At 75.1% G+C, this 15614-nt stretch carries 12 protein-coding genes and 3 pseudogenes; 8 read left to right on the plus strand and 7 right to left on the minus strand.

What is annotated here, in order from left to right; all coding sequences use genetic code 11:
• Together KCH_RS40930 and KCH_RS04115 are read left to right on the plus strand one after the other, a co-directional pair.
• On the plus strand, positions 1 to 1044 hold a 1044-nt coding region (locus KCH_RS40930; protein WP_035859089.1), incomplete at its 5' end, for an ATP-binding protein.
• A gap of 44 nt (positions 1045 to 1088) precedes the next feature.
• Positions 1089 to 2327: a tetratricopeptide repeat protein gene (locus tag KCH_RS04115; protein WP_051652714.1), complete on the plus strand. Its 1239-nt coding sequence runs from the start codon at positions 1089 to 1091 to the stop codon at positions 2325 to 2327.
• Between the two features lie 49 nt (positions 2328 to 2376).
• On the opposite strand, the gene KCH_RS04120 is transcribed toward KCH_RS04115, so the two are convergent.
• The 4 genes from KCH_RS04120 to KCH_RS04135 form a co-directional block, all read right to left on the minus strand.
• Entirely contained in the window at positions 2377 to 3462 is a 1086-nt protein-coding gene (locus tag KCH_RS04120) for a hypothetical protein (protein WP_341865339.1), read from the minus strand.
• Positions 3428 to 4516, minus strand: coding sequence for a TIGR03617 family F420-dependent LLM class oxidoreductase (locus KCH_RS04125; protein WP_084223227.1), 1089 nt, complete (start codon positions 4514 to 4516; stop codon positions 3428 to 3430). The genes KCH_RS04120 and KCH_RS04125 overlap by 35 nt, the downstream gene beginning before the upstream one ends.
• A gap of 118 nt (positions 4517 to 4634) precedes the next feature.
• The gene (locus KCH_RS04130) at positions 4635 to 5210 is read right to left on the minus strand and encodes a hypothetical protein (protein WP_035859091.1); all 576 of its coding nucleotides are present in this window, start codon (positions 5208 to 5210) and stop codon (positions 4635 to 4637) included.
• Positions 5211 to 5411: 201 nt separating this feature from the next.
• On the minus strand, positions 5412 to 6638 hold the full coding sequence (locus tag KCH_RS04135; protein ID WP_035859095.1) for a serine hydrolase domain-containing protein: 1227 nt from the start codon (positions 6636 to 6638) through the stop codon (positions 5412 to 5414).
• Between the two features lie 674 nt (positions 6639 to 7312).
• On the opposite strand from KCH_RS04135, the pseudogene KCH_RS43905 reads away from it, so the two are divergent.
• Positions 7313 to 7468, plus strand: a pseudogene (locus tag KCH_RS43905) (histidine kinase); the annotation flags it as partial.
• 50 nt (positions 7469 to 7518) lie between these two features.
• Here the strand turns inward: KCH_RS43905 and KCH_RS43910 are convergent.
• A complete protein-coding gene (locus KCH_RS43910) occupies positions 7519 to 7749 on the minus strand; it encodes a hypothetical protein (RefSeq protein ID WP_244305140.1) in 231 nt (76 codons plus the stop codon).
• A gap of 143 nt (positions 7750 to 7892) precedes the next feature.
• Between KCH_RS43910 and KCH_RS04145 the strand changes: the two genes are divergently transcribed.
• Positions 7893 to 8546, plus strand: a complete 654-nt coding sequence (locus tag KCH_RS04145; protein WP_035859100.1) for a response regulator transcription factor — start codon at positions 7893 to 7895, stop codon at positions 8544 to 8546.
• A 175-nt stretch (positions 8547 to 8721) separates the two neighbouring features.
• Here the strand turns inward: KCH_RS04145 and KCH_RS04150 are convergent, their stop codons facing one another.
• Positions 8722 to 9204, minus strand: coding sequence for a YbaK/EbsC family protein (locus KCH_RS04150; RefSeq protein WP_035859103.1), 483 nt, complete (start codon positions 9202 to 9204; stop codon positions 8722 to 8724).
• 81 nt (positions 9205 to 9285) lie between these two features.
• Here KCH_RS04150 and KCH_RS04155 point away from each other — a divergent pair, with 81 nt between their 5' ends.
• Entirely contained in the window at positions 9286 to 9861 is a 576-nt protein-coding gene (locus KCH_RS04155; protein ID WP_244305141.1) for an XRE family transcriptional regulator, read from the plus strand.
• A 139-nt stretch (positions 9862 to 10000) separates the two neighbouring features.
• Positions 10001 to 10821, plus strand: a pseudogene (locus KCH_RS04160) (alpha/beta fold hydrolase).
• A 156-nt stretch (positions 10822 to 10977) separates the two neighbouring features.
• On the opposite strand, the gene KCH_RS45835 reads toward KCH_RS04160, so the two are convergent.
• A complete protein-coding gene (locus tag KCH_RS45835; RefSeq protein ID WP_167573998.1) occupies positions 10978 to 14754 on the minus strand; it encodes a S8 family serine peptidase in 3777 nt (1258 codons plus the stop codon).
• A 167-nt stretch (positions 14755 to 14921) separates the two neighbouring features.
• Here KCH_RS45835 and KCH_RS43920 point away from each other — a divergent pair, with 167 nt between their 5' ends.
• On the plus strand, positions 14922 to 15170 hold the full coding sequence (locus KCH_RS43920) for a hypothetical protein (protein ID WP_051652717.1): 249 nt from the start codon (positions 14922 to 14924) through the stop codon (positions 15168 to 15170).
• Positions 15167 to 15614, plus strand: a pseudogene (locus tag KCH_RS43925) (helix-turn-helix transcriptional regulator); the annotation flags it as partial. The gene KCH_RS43920 and the pseudogene KCH_RS43925, both read left to right, overlap by 4 nt.

The raw sequence follows: 15614 nt of genomic DNA on the forward strand, positions 1-15614 counted from the left end.
CTGCGCGCCTGGTGCGGGCTCGGCGGGTTCGGGGCCTGGCTGCTGCACGGGCCGGGCGGCCAGGGCAAGACCCGGCTCGCCCACGAGCTGGGCCGGCTGCTGACCGCCGAGGGCTGGACGGTGCTGTGGCCGCATGCCGACGCGACGGCCGACCAGTTGGCCGAACTGCGCGACGCGGAGCGGCCGTTGCTGGTGGTGCTGGACTACGCGGAGACCCGGTCCGGCCAGCTCGCCGCGCTGGTCCGGGCGGCGGCCGACCACCCGGGCAGCAGCCCTTTGAAGCTCCTGCTGCTGGCCCGGACGGACGGCGACTGGTGGCGGCAGGCCCGTACCGAATCCCGGCTCGCCGAGGACTACTTGGCCGCCGCCCGCACCCGTCTGCTGGCCCCGCTGGAGGACGACCCGGCCCGCCGCTCGGCCCACTACCGGGCCGCGCTGCGGGCGCTGGCCGCGGCCCTCCCGTCGATCAACCAGGCTGCCCCGCTTGGGCGTTCGTCGGAGCGCGAACTGACGGACGAGGCCTACGGCAACGCGCTGACCCTGCACATGACGGCGCTCGCCGACCTGCTCGACAGCGCCGGCCCGGACGGGCAGCGGCCGGAGGAGGTCGAGGACCGCCTGCTGGGCCACGAGCGCCGCCACTGGCACCGCAACGCGGCGCTCCGGGTGCCCGCGCTGAGCCGGGCGACACTCGAAACCGCCCTCGCCGCCGCGCACTTGACCACCGTCGCGGACCGCGAGGAGGCCGACCGGCTGTGGCGGCTGCTGCCCGCGCTGGCCGATCAGCCGCGCGACCAGCGCGACCGCGTCACCGCCTGGCTGGCCGCGCTCTACCCACCGGAGCCCACGGCCGGCCGGCCCTGGGGAGCGCTCCAGCCCGACCGGCTGGCCGAGCGGCACGCCGGGCACGAGCTGTCGGCCAATCCGGCGCTCGCCGACCGGCTGCTCGCCGACCCGGGCCCGGGCTGGCCGCGCACCTGCTCACCGTCTACGGCCGGGCCGCCGCGCACCCCGCGTTCGGCGACCGCCTGGACGCGCAGCTGACCGCCCTGTGCGTCCGCCACCACGGGCTTCTCGCAGCGGAGTTGGTGGCCGCTGCGACCAGTGCCGCGCACCACGCCCCGTTCGTCGCCGCGCTGCGCGTCCTCGCCGAAGACCCCGCGGCCACTCTCGACGAACTGGCGGCGCTGCACCCGGTGCTGCCGTACGTCAGCCGACGGCTGGGCCCGGTCGGCGCGGACGTGGCGCGGCGGCTGGTCGACCTGTTCGACGAGCTGGCGGCCGACGACCCGGACACCCACCGGCCCGATCTCGCCTGGGCGTTGAACGAGTGGGCCGTCCGGCTCGGCGAAATCGGCCTGCACTCCAAGGCCCTCGCCGCGATCGAGCGGGCGGTCGAGCTGCTGCGCGCGCTCGCGCAGGACGACCCGGACGCCCATCTCTCGCTGCTGGCCGGGGTGTTGACCAACTATGCCAACCGGCTGTCCTACCGGGGCCGGGGCGCCGACGCGCTGGCCGCAGCCGATGAGGCCGCCGCCCACTACCGCGCCCTCTCGGAGACCGACCCGGGCGCCTACCGCGTCGAACGCGCCCGCGTGCAGAGCAACATCGCCGTCCTGCTCGACGAACTCGGCCGCGACGAGGAAGCGTTGGCCGCTGCCGAGCAGGCCGTCACGCTGCGCCGCGCCCTCACCCGGGACGACCGGGCCGCCCACGAAACCGATCTGGCGGCGTCCCTGACCATCTTCGCGACACTGCTCGGCCACGCCGGCCGGCACGAGGAGGCGCTCGCGCTGAGCGCGGAGGCGCTGGCCCACTACCGCCTCCGCGCGGAGGCCAGCCCGGACGCCTACCTGTCCATGCTGGCCTCCTCGTTGAACCTGCACTCGATCTGCCTGGCGGCCGCCGGCCGACTCGACGAGGCGCTCGCCGCCGTCCTGGAGTCCGTCGCCCTGCGCCGCGCCCTGGCCGACAGCAGTCGTGACACCGATCTGCCCGATCTCGCCGCCTCGTTGAACACTCTCTCCCTCCGGCTCGCCCGACTCGGCCGCGACGCCGAGGCCCTGGCCGCGATCGAGGAGGCCTTCGGCCACTTCCGCGCCCTGGTGGACGTCGCTCCCGCCTCCTACCTGCCGGAGCTGGTCACCGTCGCGTCCAACCGCGCCGAGCAGTTGGTCCGGCTCGGTCGCCATTCCGAGGCGCTGGCCGGCTTCGACGAGGTCGTCGCGCTGGCCCGCGCCCTCGTGCAGCAGGACCCGGCAGTCTTCGGCCGCGTGCTCGCCGCGGCGCTGCGGAGGGCCGACCGGCTTCGCCACCGGCCCGCCTGACGCCGCGTCGGGCCCGGGCTCCCGGCCGGGCCGCCCGGTCGTCGGCCGGTCAGCCCCGGTCGTTGCGGACCAGGCGGGCGGTGAGCAGGTTCGGGTCCTGCTGCGTCAGGTACGCGGCGTCGGCGACCCAGACCCGGTTGCCGCGGACGGCGACGGAGGTGGGGTTCTGCAGGCCGTCGGCCTGGTCGAGGACGATGGTGCGGGTGCCGTCCTCGGCGACCAGGGCGAGCTGGTTGCTGCTGTTGAGGGCGGCCAGCACCTGGTTGCCGCGGCCGGTGAAGGCGAAGTCGTCGATGCCGGTCAGGCCGGTGGCGGCGACCCGGGCGGGGCCGGCGGTGCCGTCGGGGCGGATCGGGATGCGCAGCAGGGTGCCGGCGTCGAGGTTGCTCACCCAGGCGGCCCCGTCGTGGATCTTGATGCCGTTGGCGCCGAGGAAGCCGTTCGGCCGCAGTGCGGTGCCGGTCGCCCACGGGACGGCGGTTCCACCGTCGGCAGGGATGCGCCAGACCGTGCCGAGCACCGAGTCCGCGGCGTACAGGAGGCCGGTGCGCTCGTCGCGGGCGAGGCCGTTGGGCAGCGCGTCGGCGGGCAGGGCGGCGATGCGCCGCGGGGTGCCGCCGGGGGTGAGCCGCCAGATGCCGGTGAGGTCGGCCGTGCCGGTCGCGTACGCGAAGTACAGGGTGCCGTCCTCGGTGTGCACGATGCCGCCGAGGAACGGCGAGGACAGGGCGGGGGTGCTCGCGCCGGCGGCGGGGGCGGGCAGGGTGGCGAGGATCCGGACGGTCCCGCGGCGGTCGATCGTGGCGAGCTGGCGGGAGAAGGCGAAGGTGACGGCGGTGGTGCCGTCCGGCAGCAGGGTGAGGTTCTCCGGCTGCCGGCCCTGCGCGAGGTCGAGGTGCGCGACGACGGCGGGAGCGGTCAGCGGGAGCGTCGCGGCCCGGGCCGGCGCGGGCCGGTGACGACGGCGGAGGCGACTGCGGCGAGCGCGATCGCGGAGGCTCGGAGGGCGGTGGTCAGGCGCATGGTGACGTTCCTTCAGGAGCGCGGGGACGGGGGTCCCGGCCCGGGGCGCAGCACGGCGCCCCGGCGCGGGAACGCCCTCACCCCAGGGACGCGCCGCCGCTCCGGCTGTCATCCCGGCGCACAGTCGGTGGCTCCTGCCGGAAGCACTCGGCGGCGGCCGACAGGACGTCGAGCAGGGGCGCGGCGTCCGTCCCGTCCGGGCCGCTCAGGCACAGCCGGTCGGCCAACCGGCCGTAGCGGTCGTGGAGTTCGCGGGCGACGGCGGCGGGCTCGCCGGTGACGGCGAGGGTGTTCAGGACGGTGTCGTCGATCAGCCGGCCCATCTCCTCCCAGCGGCCGCGCACCGAGAGCGGGTGCAGCTCGTCCTGCAGGTCGGCCCAGCCGTGGGTCTCCAGGACCGGGCGGTAGGCGGGGGTGGAGGCGTAGAAGGCGAGGCGCTCGCGGACCAGCCGGAGGTTGGTGCGGTACTCGTCCTCGTCGCGGCCGGTGGCGACCAGCACGTTGGCCACCACCTCGAACGGGCGGGCGGTCCACGGGGCCTGCTCCGCCTCGGACTTGGCGCGGGCCGCGCGGACGGTCGGCAGCACGGCGGTGGCGAGGTGCCGCGGCGAGCCGAACGGGTGGGCCAGGAAGCCGTCGGCGGCGGCCCCGGCGGTGGCGGTCATCAGCGGCCCGACGCCGGCCAGCAGCAGCGGCGGCGGCCCGTACGGGAGCGGCTCGGGCGCGAAGACCGGCGTCATCAGGGTGTGCCGGTAGAACTCGCCCCGGAAGGCGAGGCGTTCGCCGGTCTGCCAGCTGTGCCAGATCGCCCGGACGGCGGCCAGGTACTCGTGCATCCGGGCCGCCGGACGGTCCCACGGCATGCCGAAGCGGCGGACCACGTGCGGTTTGATCTGCGTGCCGAGCCCGATCGCGGCCCGGCCGCCGGAACTCTCGTGCAGCCCCCACGCCTCGTACGCGAGCGTCATCGGGGTGCGGGCGAAGGCGATCGCCACGCCGGTGGCGAGGCCGATCCGCTCCGTCCGGTCGGCGGCCCGGGCCAGTTGCAGGAACGGGTTGTGCGAGGTCTCCGACAGCACGAACCGGTCGGCCCCGCGCTCCTCGGCGGCCCGCGCCAGGTCGGGCGCGGTGGCGGGCAACGGCGGCGCGGCGAGATCGATGCGCATGGACGGACGCTCCTGCGGGCGGTACGGGTCGGAACGCCCCGATGCTATGCCGCGAGCAGCACCGGACCGCTGACGGGCCGCCGACGGCCCGCCGAGCGGCCGCCGCCGTCGGGGCCCGTCAGGACGGCGGGGCGAACGGCGACGGGGTGACCAGGAAGGTGTGCCCCTGGGTGTCGACCTTCTGCTGCACCTCGTCCGGGTCGTCCGGGCCGACGCAGTCGATCACGACGGTGTCGTCGGCCGGGTCGAACAACACCGTGGCGCGTTCCGCGGAGACCAGCACGTCCGCCAACTCGGGTGCGGCGAGCCAGGACGCGCCCCCGGGCACGTAGGGGGCGAGCGAGGCGGGCAGGCCGTGGCCCCCGATGTAGTCGTCGGCGGCGAAGCCGGGCGCGGGCGCGGACTCGACCGGTCGGCCGGCGAGCAGCCGCTCCACCTGACCGGGCCTCAGGTGCAGTACGACGAACGTCGGGCGGTCCTGGCTCGGTATCGTCCGCTCGTCGCGGTCGGGCGGGATCAGCCACTTCGCGTCGACCACTTCGCCGAACCGGTGGAACCGCTTCACCACCGGTTCCTTGTCGGTGCGCAGCAACGGCTTCCCCGCGTCCGACCGGGAGGTCTGCCCGGCGAGCACGCCGGCGGCCGTGCAGGAGGCGGCGGCACCGAGGAAGGCCGCCCCGATGGCCAGGTACACGCCCCGTGTCGTCGACCGTCTGCGCACCGTTCCGCTCCTCCCCCGTGCCGTCCTCCGGATCCTGCCGCCTCCCTGACGACGGATCATCAGCTCACAGGATGATCCGCCCGCCCGTTGTACGCCTCGCGGCCGAGACTGCGTCCCCGTACCCGATCGGGCACCTGCCCGCCTCGACCGGCCCCGCCGCCCCCTGACGTCTGCTCAGGCCGCCCCGCACAGCGCGTCGTCGATCAGCGTGTTCTCGGCCTGGGCGATCTTCCGTACGTCGTCCGGCGAGGCGATCTGCACGCCCGACAGCGAGACGGTGACGGCCCGGCTGCCGTCCGCCGTCGCGCCGTTGGCGGTGATCCAGCCGGAGTCGCCGCCCTCGTGGCCCCAGTAGGCGCCGCCGCAGGACAGCGGGCGGGCGAACAGGCCGAGGCCGTCGCGGGCGCCCGGCATCAGGGCTTCGAAGTCCTTGCCGACCGGCACGGTCCGTTGCATGAGGGCGAGTTGCGCGGGCGGCAGGAGCCGGCCGCCGAGCAGGGCGCGGAAGAAGTGGTCGAGGTCGGCGGTGGTGGAGATCAGTCCGGCCTCGCCGTTGGTGCCCGCGCCGACCTGCTCGGTGACGTCCACCAGCGGTCCGCCGTCCCCGAACCGCTGGTACGTCGCGGCGTGCGGCTGCGGCAGCGTGGGCACCGCACCCGGCCAGGAGGTGTGGGCGAGGCCGAGCGGGCGAACGATCCGGTCCTGCACCTCCTGGTGCCACGGGTGGCCGGTGACCCGTTCGACGATCATGCCGAGCAGGACGTAGCCGGTGTTGTTGTAGCTCCAGTCGGTGCCGGGTGCGAAGTCCGGCCGGTGGGCGAGGGCGCGGGCGACGGTCTGCGCGGCGGTGGTGGTGTCGTTGCGGTGCTGCCGGAAGTCCTCGGCGGAGGCGTAGTCGGGGTAGTCGTCGTGCAGGCCGCTGCGGTGCTGGAGCAGGTCGCGGACGGTGATCGCCCGGCCGTCGTTGCCGTTGCCGGCGACCAGCCCGGGCAGCCGGCTCTCCACCGAGTCGTCGAGTGCGAGCCTGCCCTCGGCGACCAGTTGCAGGACGACGACGGCGACGAAGGTCTTGGTGACGCTGGCGATCCTGAAGTGCCCGTCGGCAGGCACGGGTTGCCGGGAAGCCAGATCCGCGACGCCGCTGACGGCGGTCGACTCCGGTCCGTCGGACGCACTGAGTCGGGCCTGCACGCCGGTCACGCCCAGCGCGAGGAGCGCGTCGGCGTTCCGCTGGAGCGTCAACTGCTCTTGTTTCATGGCAGGTTGGGCACCGTGCCGCTCGGCGGCCGTCGCTCCCAGCAGGCCGGCGGTCAGGGCGCCGGCCGCGAGGACGGCGAGCAGCAGGGTGCGCCGGCGGGAGCGGCCGGTGCGTCGGGGAGTGTCGATCGGTGAACTCGTCATGGCCGTTGAGGCTAGGCGTGGCCACGGTGCCCGGTCGGTACCCCGGGCTGGTGGGAAAAGGGTGCAGCCTGCTGTAGTGCGGGGCCCGGCGACGATGGCTCAGACTTTCCCGAATGGAACACCTCGGACACCACCGCCGGTCGGCCCCGTGGCGCGGCCTCGGGTACCTGCTGGCCGCGCTCGCGACGGCCGTGGCCACCCTGGTCGCGCTGCCGGTGCTGCTCGTCCCGCGTGCCGCTCGTGGCTGGGCCGGTTGGCAACGTGCCCGCGCCGAACGGCTGTGGGAGGCGGAGCCGTCCGGGGCGGTCACGGTCGGCGGGTGGCGGGTGGCGGCCTGGCTGGTCGCGGGCACCGCCTGCGGCCTGGCGGGCGGTGCGTTCGCGGTGCTGTGCGCGGGCAACACGGTGACCACGGCCGTGACGATCCCGCTGTGGTGGGCGCTGCCGGCCGGCACCCGGGCGGGCGGCTTCGGCTGGGGCGTACCGCTGTCCGGGTGGGGCAGCGCGTTGACGGCGGGGACGGCGCAGCTGGCGGCGTTCGCCGCGGCCACGTACTGGGCGGTGCCCCTGCTGGCGCGTCAGCACGCCCGGCTGTGCGCGGCGTTGCTGGCGCCGTCGGCGGCGGAACGGCTGGCCCGGCAGGTGGCGGCGCTGACCGAGACCCGGGCCGACGCGATGAACGCGCACGGCGCCGAACTGCGCCGCATCGAACGGGACTTGCACGACGGCACGCAGGCCCGGCTGGTGGCGATCGCGATGCGGCTCGGCGTGGCCCGCGAACTGCTGGACGAGCAGCCGCAGTTGGTGGCGAAGCTGCTGGCGGAGGCGCAGCAGGGCACCGAGGACGCGATGGCCGAACTGCGGGCGGTGATCCGGACGATCTACCCGCCGATCCTCGCCGATCGCGGACTCGCCGGTGCGCTGGCCGCGCTGACCGCCGGGGCGGCGATCGACGCGGACCTGGAGGTCGGCCCGCTCGGCGCCGTCCCGGCGGCGGTGGAGGCGGTGGCGTACTTCGCCGTCGCGGAGGCGCTCACCAACGCGGCCAAGCACAGCGGTGCGGCCCGGGCGAGCGTCCAACTGGCCAGGGACGGCGACCGGTTGACGGTCACGGTGGCGGACGACGGCGCGGGCGGAGCGGACCCGGCGCGGGCACCGGCCTGGCCGGGATCCGGCACCGGGCGCGGGCGCTGGACGGCACCCTCGCCGTGCACAGCCCGGTCGGCGGGCCGACCCGGATCGAGGTGGGGCTGCCGTGCGGGTCGTGATCGCCGAGGACAATGTGCTGCTCTCCGGCGGGCTCGAACTCCTGCTCACCGCAAAGGGCTTCGAGGTGGCGGCGATCGCCGGGGACGCGCCGTCCTTCCTCGCCGCCGTCGCCGAGCACCGCCCGGACGTCACCATCGTCGACGTCCGCCTCCCGCCGTCCTTCCGCGACGAGGGCATCCACGCGGCCATCCGGGCCCGCCGCCGCAACCCCGGCCTGCCGGTCCTGGTCCTCTCCCAGTACGTGGAACGCCAGTACGCCGGCGAGTTGGTCTCCGACGGGCGCGGCGGCGTCGGCTACCTGCTCAAGGACCGGGTCGGCCGGGTCAGCGAATTCGTCGACGCGCTGCGACGCGTCGCGGCGGGCGGCACCGTGATGGACCCGGACGTCATCGGCCAGTTGCTGACCCGCCCCGCCCACGACCCGATCGCCGCCCTCACGCCCCGCGAACGGGAAGTCCTCGCCCTGATGGCCGAAGGCCACGACAACGCCACCATCGCCACCCGCCTGGTCATCACCGACAACGCCGTCCACAAACACATCGGCAACATCTTCACCAAGCTCGCCCTCTCCCCCACCGACACCGGCCACCGCCGGGTCCTCGCCGTCCTCCACTACCTCAGCCGCGAGCAGCCCGACTGACACCTCATCAGCCCGCACCCAACCGCAGCGACAGGAGTACGCCCCAACCGCGCGCAGCGCCTCCCGAGCCGACTACCCACCACCGAGCCTCCCCCGACTCGGACCGGAGCCGCGCGCAGCGCCGCGAACCCGTCTTCAGCCCTTGCCTCCCACAGCCGCGCGCAGCGCCCCGCCGTCAGGGGCCTACCGGGAGGAGCGTGCCTCCGGTGAGGTGGAGGAGTTCGGTGGCGGTGGTGGGGAAGACGGTGTGCGGGGTGCCGGCGGCGGCCCAGATCTGGGGGTAGTCGGTGAGGGCCTGGTCGACGACGGTGGGCAGGGGGCGGGGGTGGCCGGTGGGGGCGACGCCGCCGATCGCCTGGCCGGTGGCCTCGCGGACCTGCTCCGGCGTCGCACGCCGCAGCGCTCCGCGGCCCCAGCGGGCGGCGAGTGCGGCGGTGTCGACGCGGTGCCGCCCGCTGGTGAGGACGAGGACGGCTTCGCCGTCGGAGTGGAAGACCAGGCTGTTGGCGATCGCGCCGACCTCGCAGCCGAGGGCGGCGGCGGCCTCTGCCGCGGTGCGGGCCGAGTCGTCGAGGACCCGGACGGTGCCGGGGAGGCCGGCGGCGGCGAGCGCGGCGGCGACGAGGGTGCTGCGGGCCGGCAGTGCGGTCGGTTCCATGAGGTCTCCTGGGGCGCGGCGCAGGGCATTCGATCGGCCGTTCCATTTACGGAACGTTCCGCATGTGGAACGATAGCCCCCGTGCAAGCAGCCGATCAACCCGTTTCCGCCGGCGCCGACCTCTCGGCGCGCATCGGCCTCCGGCTGCGCGAGCTGCGCACGGCCCGCGGCCTCTCCCTCTCGGAGCTGGCCCGCCGTTCGGGCGTCGGCAAGGCCACGCTCTCGGGCCTGGAGTCGGGCCTGCGCAATCCGACCCTGGAGACGCTGTACGCCTTGACGACCGCCCTGGGCCTGCCGCTCAGTTCGGCCCTGCACGAGCCGGAGGCGGCGGCCCGGGACGCCGCGCTGGGCCGGGCGGCCGCGGCGGCCGTCTCGGGGCGGGTGCTGGACGCCGTGCTGCTGGAGCGGTTCGAGGACGAGGCGGCGGTGTCCGAGACGTACCGGATCCGGATCCGCCCGGGTGCGGTGCAGCGTTCGGCCGCGCACCCACCGGGCACCGTCGAGCACTTGGTGGTGCTGTCGGGCACGGCCCGGGCGGGCGGGGCGACGGTCGGCCCGGGCGGGCACCACACCTGGGCGGCGGACGTCCCGCACTCGTACGAGGCGGTGGCCGCGGACGTCGAGGCGTTCCTGATGGTCCGTCACCCCAAGCCCTGAGCCCTGAGCCCGGAGCCCGGAGCCCTGACCGGGCCCGACCGCCGCCACGCACAATGGGCATTGATCGACATCGCCCCGCGTGGCATTGTCGCCTGACACCCCGTGGCCAACCGGCCCCGCAGCGTTGGGAGACGATCGCATGAGCACGCAGAGTCCGTGGACGGCCCGCACGGTGGGCGGTGCCGGCGTCGAACTGCACTGCCGGGACTGGGCCGGCGCGGAGTCCGCGCGGCCGGTGCTGCTGCTGCACGGGCTCGCGGGGCACGCGGGCGAGTGGGACGCGCTGGCGTCCGCGCTCGCCCCGGCGCACCGGGTGGTCGCCGTCGACCAGCGCGGCCACGGCCGTTCCACCCGCCGCCCGGCCGACCTCGGCGGGACGCGTTCGTCGCGGACGTGCTGGCGGTCGCGGACGGTCTCGGCCTGGAACGCCCGGTGCTGGTGGGGCAGTCGCTGGGCGGGCACACCGCGCTGCTGGCGGCGGCCGCGCACCCGGGGCGGTTCGCCGGCGTGGTGCTGGTGGAGGCGGCGGCCGGGGTGTCGCCGGGCGCACCGGAGGAGATCGGGTCGATGCTGGCCGCCTGGCCGCTGCCGTTCCCCGAACGGGCTTCGGCGGTACGGTTCTTCGGCGGCGGCCCGCTCGGCGAGGCGTGGGCGGACGGCCTGGAGCGGCGCGCCGACGGCTGGTGGCCGCGGTTCGACGCGGAGGTGATGGTGGCCGCCCTGGCCGAGAACGCGGTGCGGGACCGCTGGGACGACTGGGCGGGCTCGGCGCACTGCCCGGCGCTGCTGCTGCTCGGCCAGCACGGCATCGTTCCGGCGGCCGACGCGGACCGGATGCTGACGCTGCGTCCGGACGCGCACGCGGCGAGCCTGCCCGGCGCCGGCCACGACCTCCACCTGGAGCGCCCGGCCGAACTGCACCGCCTGGTGGCCGAGTTCCTGCACGGCCTGCCGGACTGACCCGCTGTCCGCCGAGCGGACGCTGCGCCGGGCCGGCGGCCGTGCACGCGCCCGTGGCGGGCGGCCGGGAGATGCCCCTCTCTGCCGCCCGCCACGGGCGGGTCCGTTCGGGGCCGCCGCCGGTGTCCAACGGCGGCGGCCCGGACGGGTGTTCGGTCAGCGCACCCGGTAGGCGTCGGTGACGGTCTGGGTGACCTTGGCGCCGTCGGCGGAGCTCAGGGTGATCCGCAGGCTGACGTTCTTGCCGGAGGCGCCGGTGTGGTCGACGGTGGCGACGTGGTCGGCGCCGACCGCGGCGTCCGTCCAGGTGGTGCCGCCGTCGTAGGAGTACGCCAGCCGGGCGGACGTCAGCGGGCCGGGGGTGTAGCCGTTCTGGCCGGTGGCGGAGAGCGCTGTCCGGACCGGGCCGGCGGCGACGGTGTTGTTGCCGTCGAGGTCGACCCGGTAGTCGGGGAACAGCAGCGGCAGCGACTGCGAGTACGCGGCCGGGTCGTTCGCCGAGCGGAAGCCGAACTCGGTGCGGACGGCGGTGGAGCGCTGCCACAGGTCGCGGTGGTACATCCGGGACTGGTCGAGCACCAGCGTGTAGTCCTGGGCCTCGGCGGGGAGCTGCCAGACGAAGGACGGACCGAACCAGGAACGGCCCAGCGAGGTGCCGCCGCTGAACAGTTCGACGCCGGCGGCGTCGCCGAAGTAGGCCTGGCTGCCGGTGTGGTCGGCGTTGCCGTCGGTCCACAGGGTGCGGGTGAAGTCGACGCCGATCAGGTCGGCCTGGCGTTCGCCGACCAGCAGCGCGGAACCGTCGTCGGCGTGTCCGGCGGTGGGCCGCAGCACGCCCCGGTACCAGTCCTCGGTGCGCTGCTGTCCGGCCTGGTAGCGGCGCGGCAGATCCTGCATGAACTCGGTGAACGGCCAGCTGCTCTGCCCGTCGTGCAGCCAGGTGGTGTCGTCCGCGGTGTAGTAGGCGGTGCGGCTGGACGGGGTGGCGACCAGGCCCTGCGCGACGTTGGTGGCCGCGTACGGGTTCCACGGGCGTTCGATGCTGGTGTAGTCGCTCATCCGGACCGGCACGCCGACGGAGTGCCAGTTCTCGGTGACGGCGGCCAGCTCGCGGTCGCGGACGGTGTGGCGCTGCTTGCCGCCGATCGAACCGGTCTCGTGGAAGGCCAGGTTGTAGACGTAGGGGCTGTCGGCGGCGGAGGTCCAGTCGAGGGTGACGGCGCCCTTGGCGAGGGCGGCCTTCAGCGCGGCGGCCTGCTCGGCGGTGACGGGGAGCACGGGGGCGTCCAGGCTGACGTCGCTCTTGCCGAACACGCCCGGGCTCTGACGGTAGGTCAGCACGCCGACGGCGCCGGCGTTCTTGGCGTTGGTGGAGACGGTGCGCTGCGAGGTGCCGTCGTCGGGGACGAGGACCAGCTTGCCGCGGGCGTCGGCGGCGGCCAGGTCGGCCGGGTCGGCGCTGGCGGCGGCGGTGAGCAATGCACGCCCGCTGGCCGGGAGTTGGGCCTCGGCGGCGTACTGGGCGTAGTGCGGCTGGAGGGTGAGACCGGCGCCCTTGAGGACCACCTCGGGGGCGGCCATCCGCAGGTAGCTGCCGAACTCGAAACCACCCGTGCGGGCCTTTCCGGAGCCCCAGGCGGAGAGTTCGACGGGCAGCATCGCGGTGCGGACCCCGGTGGAGTCGACCCACTTGTCGCCCCACCAGCGGCCGAGTTCGAGGACGGCGCTGCGGACCTGCAGCTCGCGGTCGCCCTGCACCTCGATCCGGCTGGCCTTGCGGGCGTCCAGGGTGAGGACGGTGTCCTTGCTCAGCTGGATCTCGGGCATGGCGAGCGCGGTGACGCCGGTCGGGGTGGCCTCGCCGGTGGTGTCGCGCCGGTCGGGGGTGACCACGTAGCCGCTGAGCGAGTAGGTGCCGGGGCGCAGCCGGTAGACGATCTCGCCGTTGGCGTCGGGGGCCTGCCGGCTGCCGGTGGCCTGGCCGAGGTCGACCATGGTGATGCTGGTGCCGGCGTCGGAGGCGGCGGGCTTGCCGTCGCGGTCGATCAGCTTGACCCGGACGGCGAGGGTCTCGGGTTCGAGGTACGCGTTGAACGGGGTGGAGACGGTGGCGCCGCCGTCGGTGGTGGCGAGCACCCGGCCGGTGACGTCGCCGTACTGACCGCCCGTCAGGCGCGCGCTCGGGTCGAGGGTGAGCGGTACCTGCACGGTGGCGCCGGGCGCGACGGTGACCTTGTCGGCGCCGAGCCGGACGATCTTCGAGGTGATCGCGGACTCGTCGTCGCCGTCGGTGCGCTGCACGGCCAGCTTGAGTGTGACGGGCTTGTCGGAGGTGTTGGTGTACGGGAGTTGGACGGTGCGGGTGTCGGACTTCTGCTGCGGCCAGGCGAAGTCACCGAAGCCGACGGCGGGTGCGCCGAGCACGCGCTGGCCGGCGGCGACGTCGACGCGCAGCCGGCCGGCGCCGGTCTGCTGGACGTCGCCGGGGACGGTGGCCAGCGCGGAGGACACCAGGGCGGCCTTGATCTGCGCGGCGCTCCACCCGGGGTGGGCCTGCTTGACCAGGGCGGCGCTGCCGGCCACCAGCGGGGTGGCCATCGAGGTGCCGGACATCGAGGTGTAGGCGTAGACGCCGCGTCCGCCGGCGGCGGCGCCCTTGACGTCGACGCCGGGCGCGGCGATCTCGGGCTTGAGGGTGTGGCTGCCGGTGACGGAGCCGTGCGAGGAGAAGTTCGCGGTGTTGTCCTTGCCGTCGACGGCGCCGACGGTGAGCACGGCGGGAGCGCAGCCGGGCGAGCTGACGGACTGGTAGCGGCCGAGGTTGCCGGCGGCGACCACGAACAGCGCCTTGGAGTTCTCGGCGATGCGCTGGGCGGCGACGGACATCGGGTCGGTGCAGTCGGTGGGTTCGGAGCTGCCGAGGGACATCGACACCACGTCGGCGCCGGAGTCGGCGGCCCACTGCATGCCGGCGATGATCTGCGAGTCGGTGCCGGAGCCGCTGTCGTCGAGGACCTTGCCGACCAGCAGCCGGGCCTGTTCGGCGACGCCGCGCTCGGTGCCGCCGGAGGCCTTGCCGGTGCCGGCGATCTCGGAGGCGACGAAGGTGCCGTGGCCGACGGCGTCGTGGACGTCCTCGTCGGGGGTGCCGGGGTCGGCGCCGGTGAAGTTGCGGCGGGCGTCGACCTGTCCGGCCAGGTCGGGGTGCTGGTCGTCGATGCCGGTGTCGAGGACGGCGACCTTGACGCCCTGTCCGCCGAGGCCGGCGGCCCAGGCGGCCGGAGCGCCGATCTGCTTGTTCTCCGCGTCGTTGGTGGTGCGGACCTTGCGGTCCAGCCAGAGCTTGGTCAGCCCGTCGCGGCCCTTGCCGTCGGGGCCGACGAGCTGGTTCCAGGTGCGGGCCGCGTCGTCCTTCGCGGGGGTGAACGCGACGCCGTCGACGGCCTTGAGCTGCTTGGTGCCGGCGGCCCGGGCGCGGGACTGGGGGCTGGCCTCGGCGGTCCGCGCGTCGCGGTAGGTGGCGATGAGAGAAAGCGTTTTCACGCTCTGGTCGTCGTAGCCCTGGCGCAGCAGCGAACTGACGTTGAACAGGCCGCGGTCGACGGTTCCGGCGGCGAGCGCGGCGGAGGCGTGCTGCGGGATGACGTACTGGTCGCCGTTCTCCTGCTGAGTGAAGGTCAGCGGAACGTTGCCGTGCTCGTCGGGCAGCACGGTGACGGCGGTGCGGCCGTCGCTGCCGGTGCTGATCTGCACCCGGTCGCCGGTGACCAGGGTGACGGTGCGCGGGGCCGCGCTCTGACGTCCCGTCAGCGGGGCCCCGGGGGTGCCGGGCTGGGCCGCGATTGCCTGTCCGGTCGTGGTGAGCATGCCGGTGGCGAGGATGCCCGCCGCCACCAGTGCCATCGCGCCGCGTATGCGCGCCGGCCGTGTCATGAACGCCTCCAGGGGTCGGGTTATGGCCGGTGAGCCTGGCAGAAAACGGGGCTGACCGGTCATGATGTGGCCTGGCGGGTCACCGCCCGGCGGCAAACCGCCACCCGCCCTCCGGGGCCGGCGGCGAGCACCGGGCGACGGCCCTGAGCACGGCGAACGGAGCACGGATGCTGGCGGCGATAGGTCTGGACGAGCAGGCCGAGCGGGTCTACACCCACCTGGTGGCGCACGGCCCGGCGACCCGCGCCGAACTGGCCGTCCGCTGCGGCCCGGTGCCGGTCGGCTCGCTCGAACTCCTCCAGGCCTGCGGCCTGGTCGCCCCCGGCGCGGGCCGCCGCTACACCGCCGCCCGCCCGCGGTCGCCCTGGAGGCGCTGCTCACCGGGCAGCGGCACGCCCTGCGGGAGGCCGAGTTGACGGCCTCCACCCTCACCGAGGTCTACCGTTCGGCGACCGCCCGCGAGGGCCAGGCGCACCGCGACCTGATCGAGGTGGTGTCCGGGCCGGCCGCGATCAGCCACCGCGTCACGCAGTTGCAGGCCGCCGCGGAGAACGAACTGCTGGCGCTGGTGACGGGCCGCCAGCAGGTGGTGGCCGCCGACGAGACCGGGGCCGAGTCGGCGGCCGTGGCGCGCGGCGTCTCCTACCGGGTGGTGCTGGAGCGCCGCGCCCTGGACGAACCGGGCGCGGCCCGGTCGCTGTTCGAGGCGATGGACCGTCAGCAGCAGGTCCGGGTGGTCGAGCAGGTCCCCACCAAGCTGATCGTGGCGGACCGTTCGCTCGCCCTGGTCCCGCTCACCGCCTCCACCGTCGACCCGGTCGCCCTGGTGGTCCGCGCGCCCGCGCTGGTCAACGTGCTCA

Origin of the sequence: Kitasatospora cheerisanensis KCTC 2395 (assembly GCF_000696185.1) — a bacterium.
Lineage (GTDB): Bacteria > Actinomycetota > Actinomycetes > Streptomycetales > Streptomycetaceae > Kitasatospora > Kitasatospora cheerisanensis.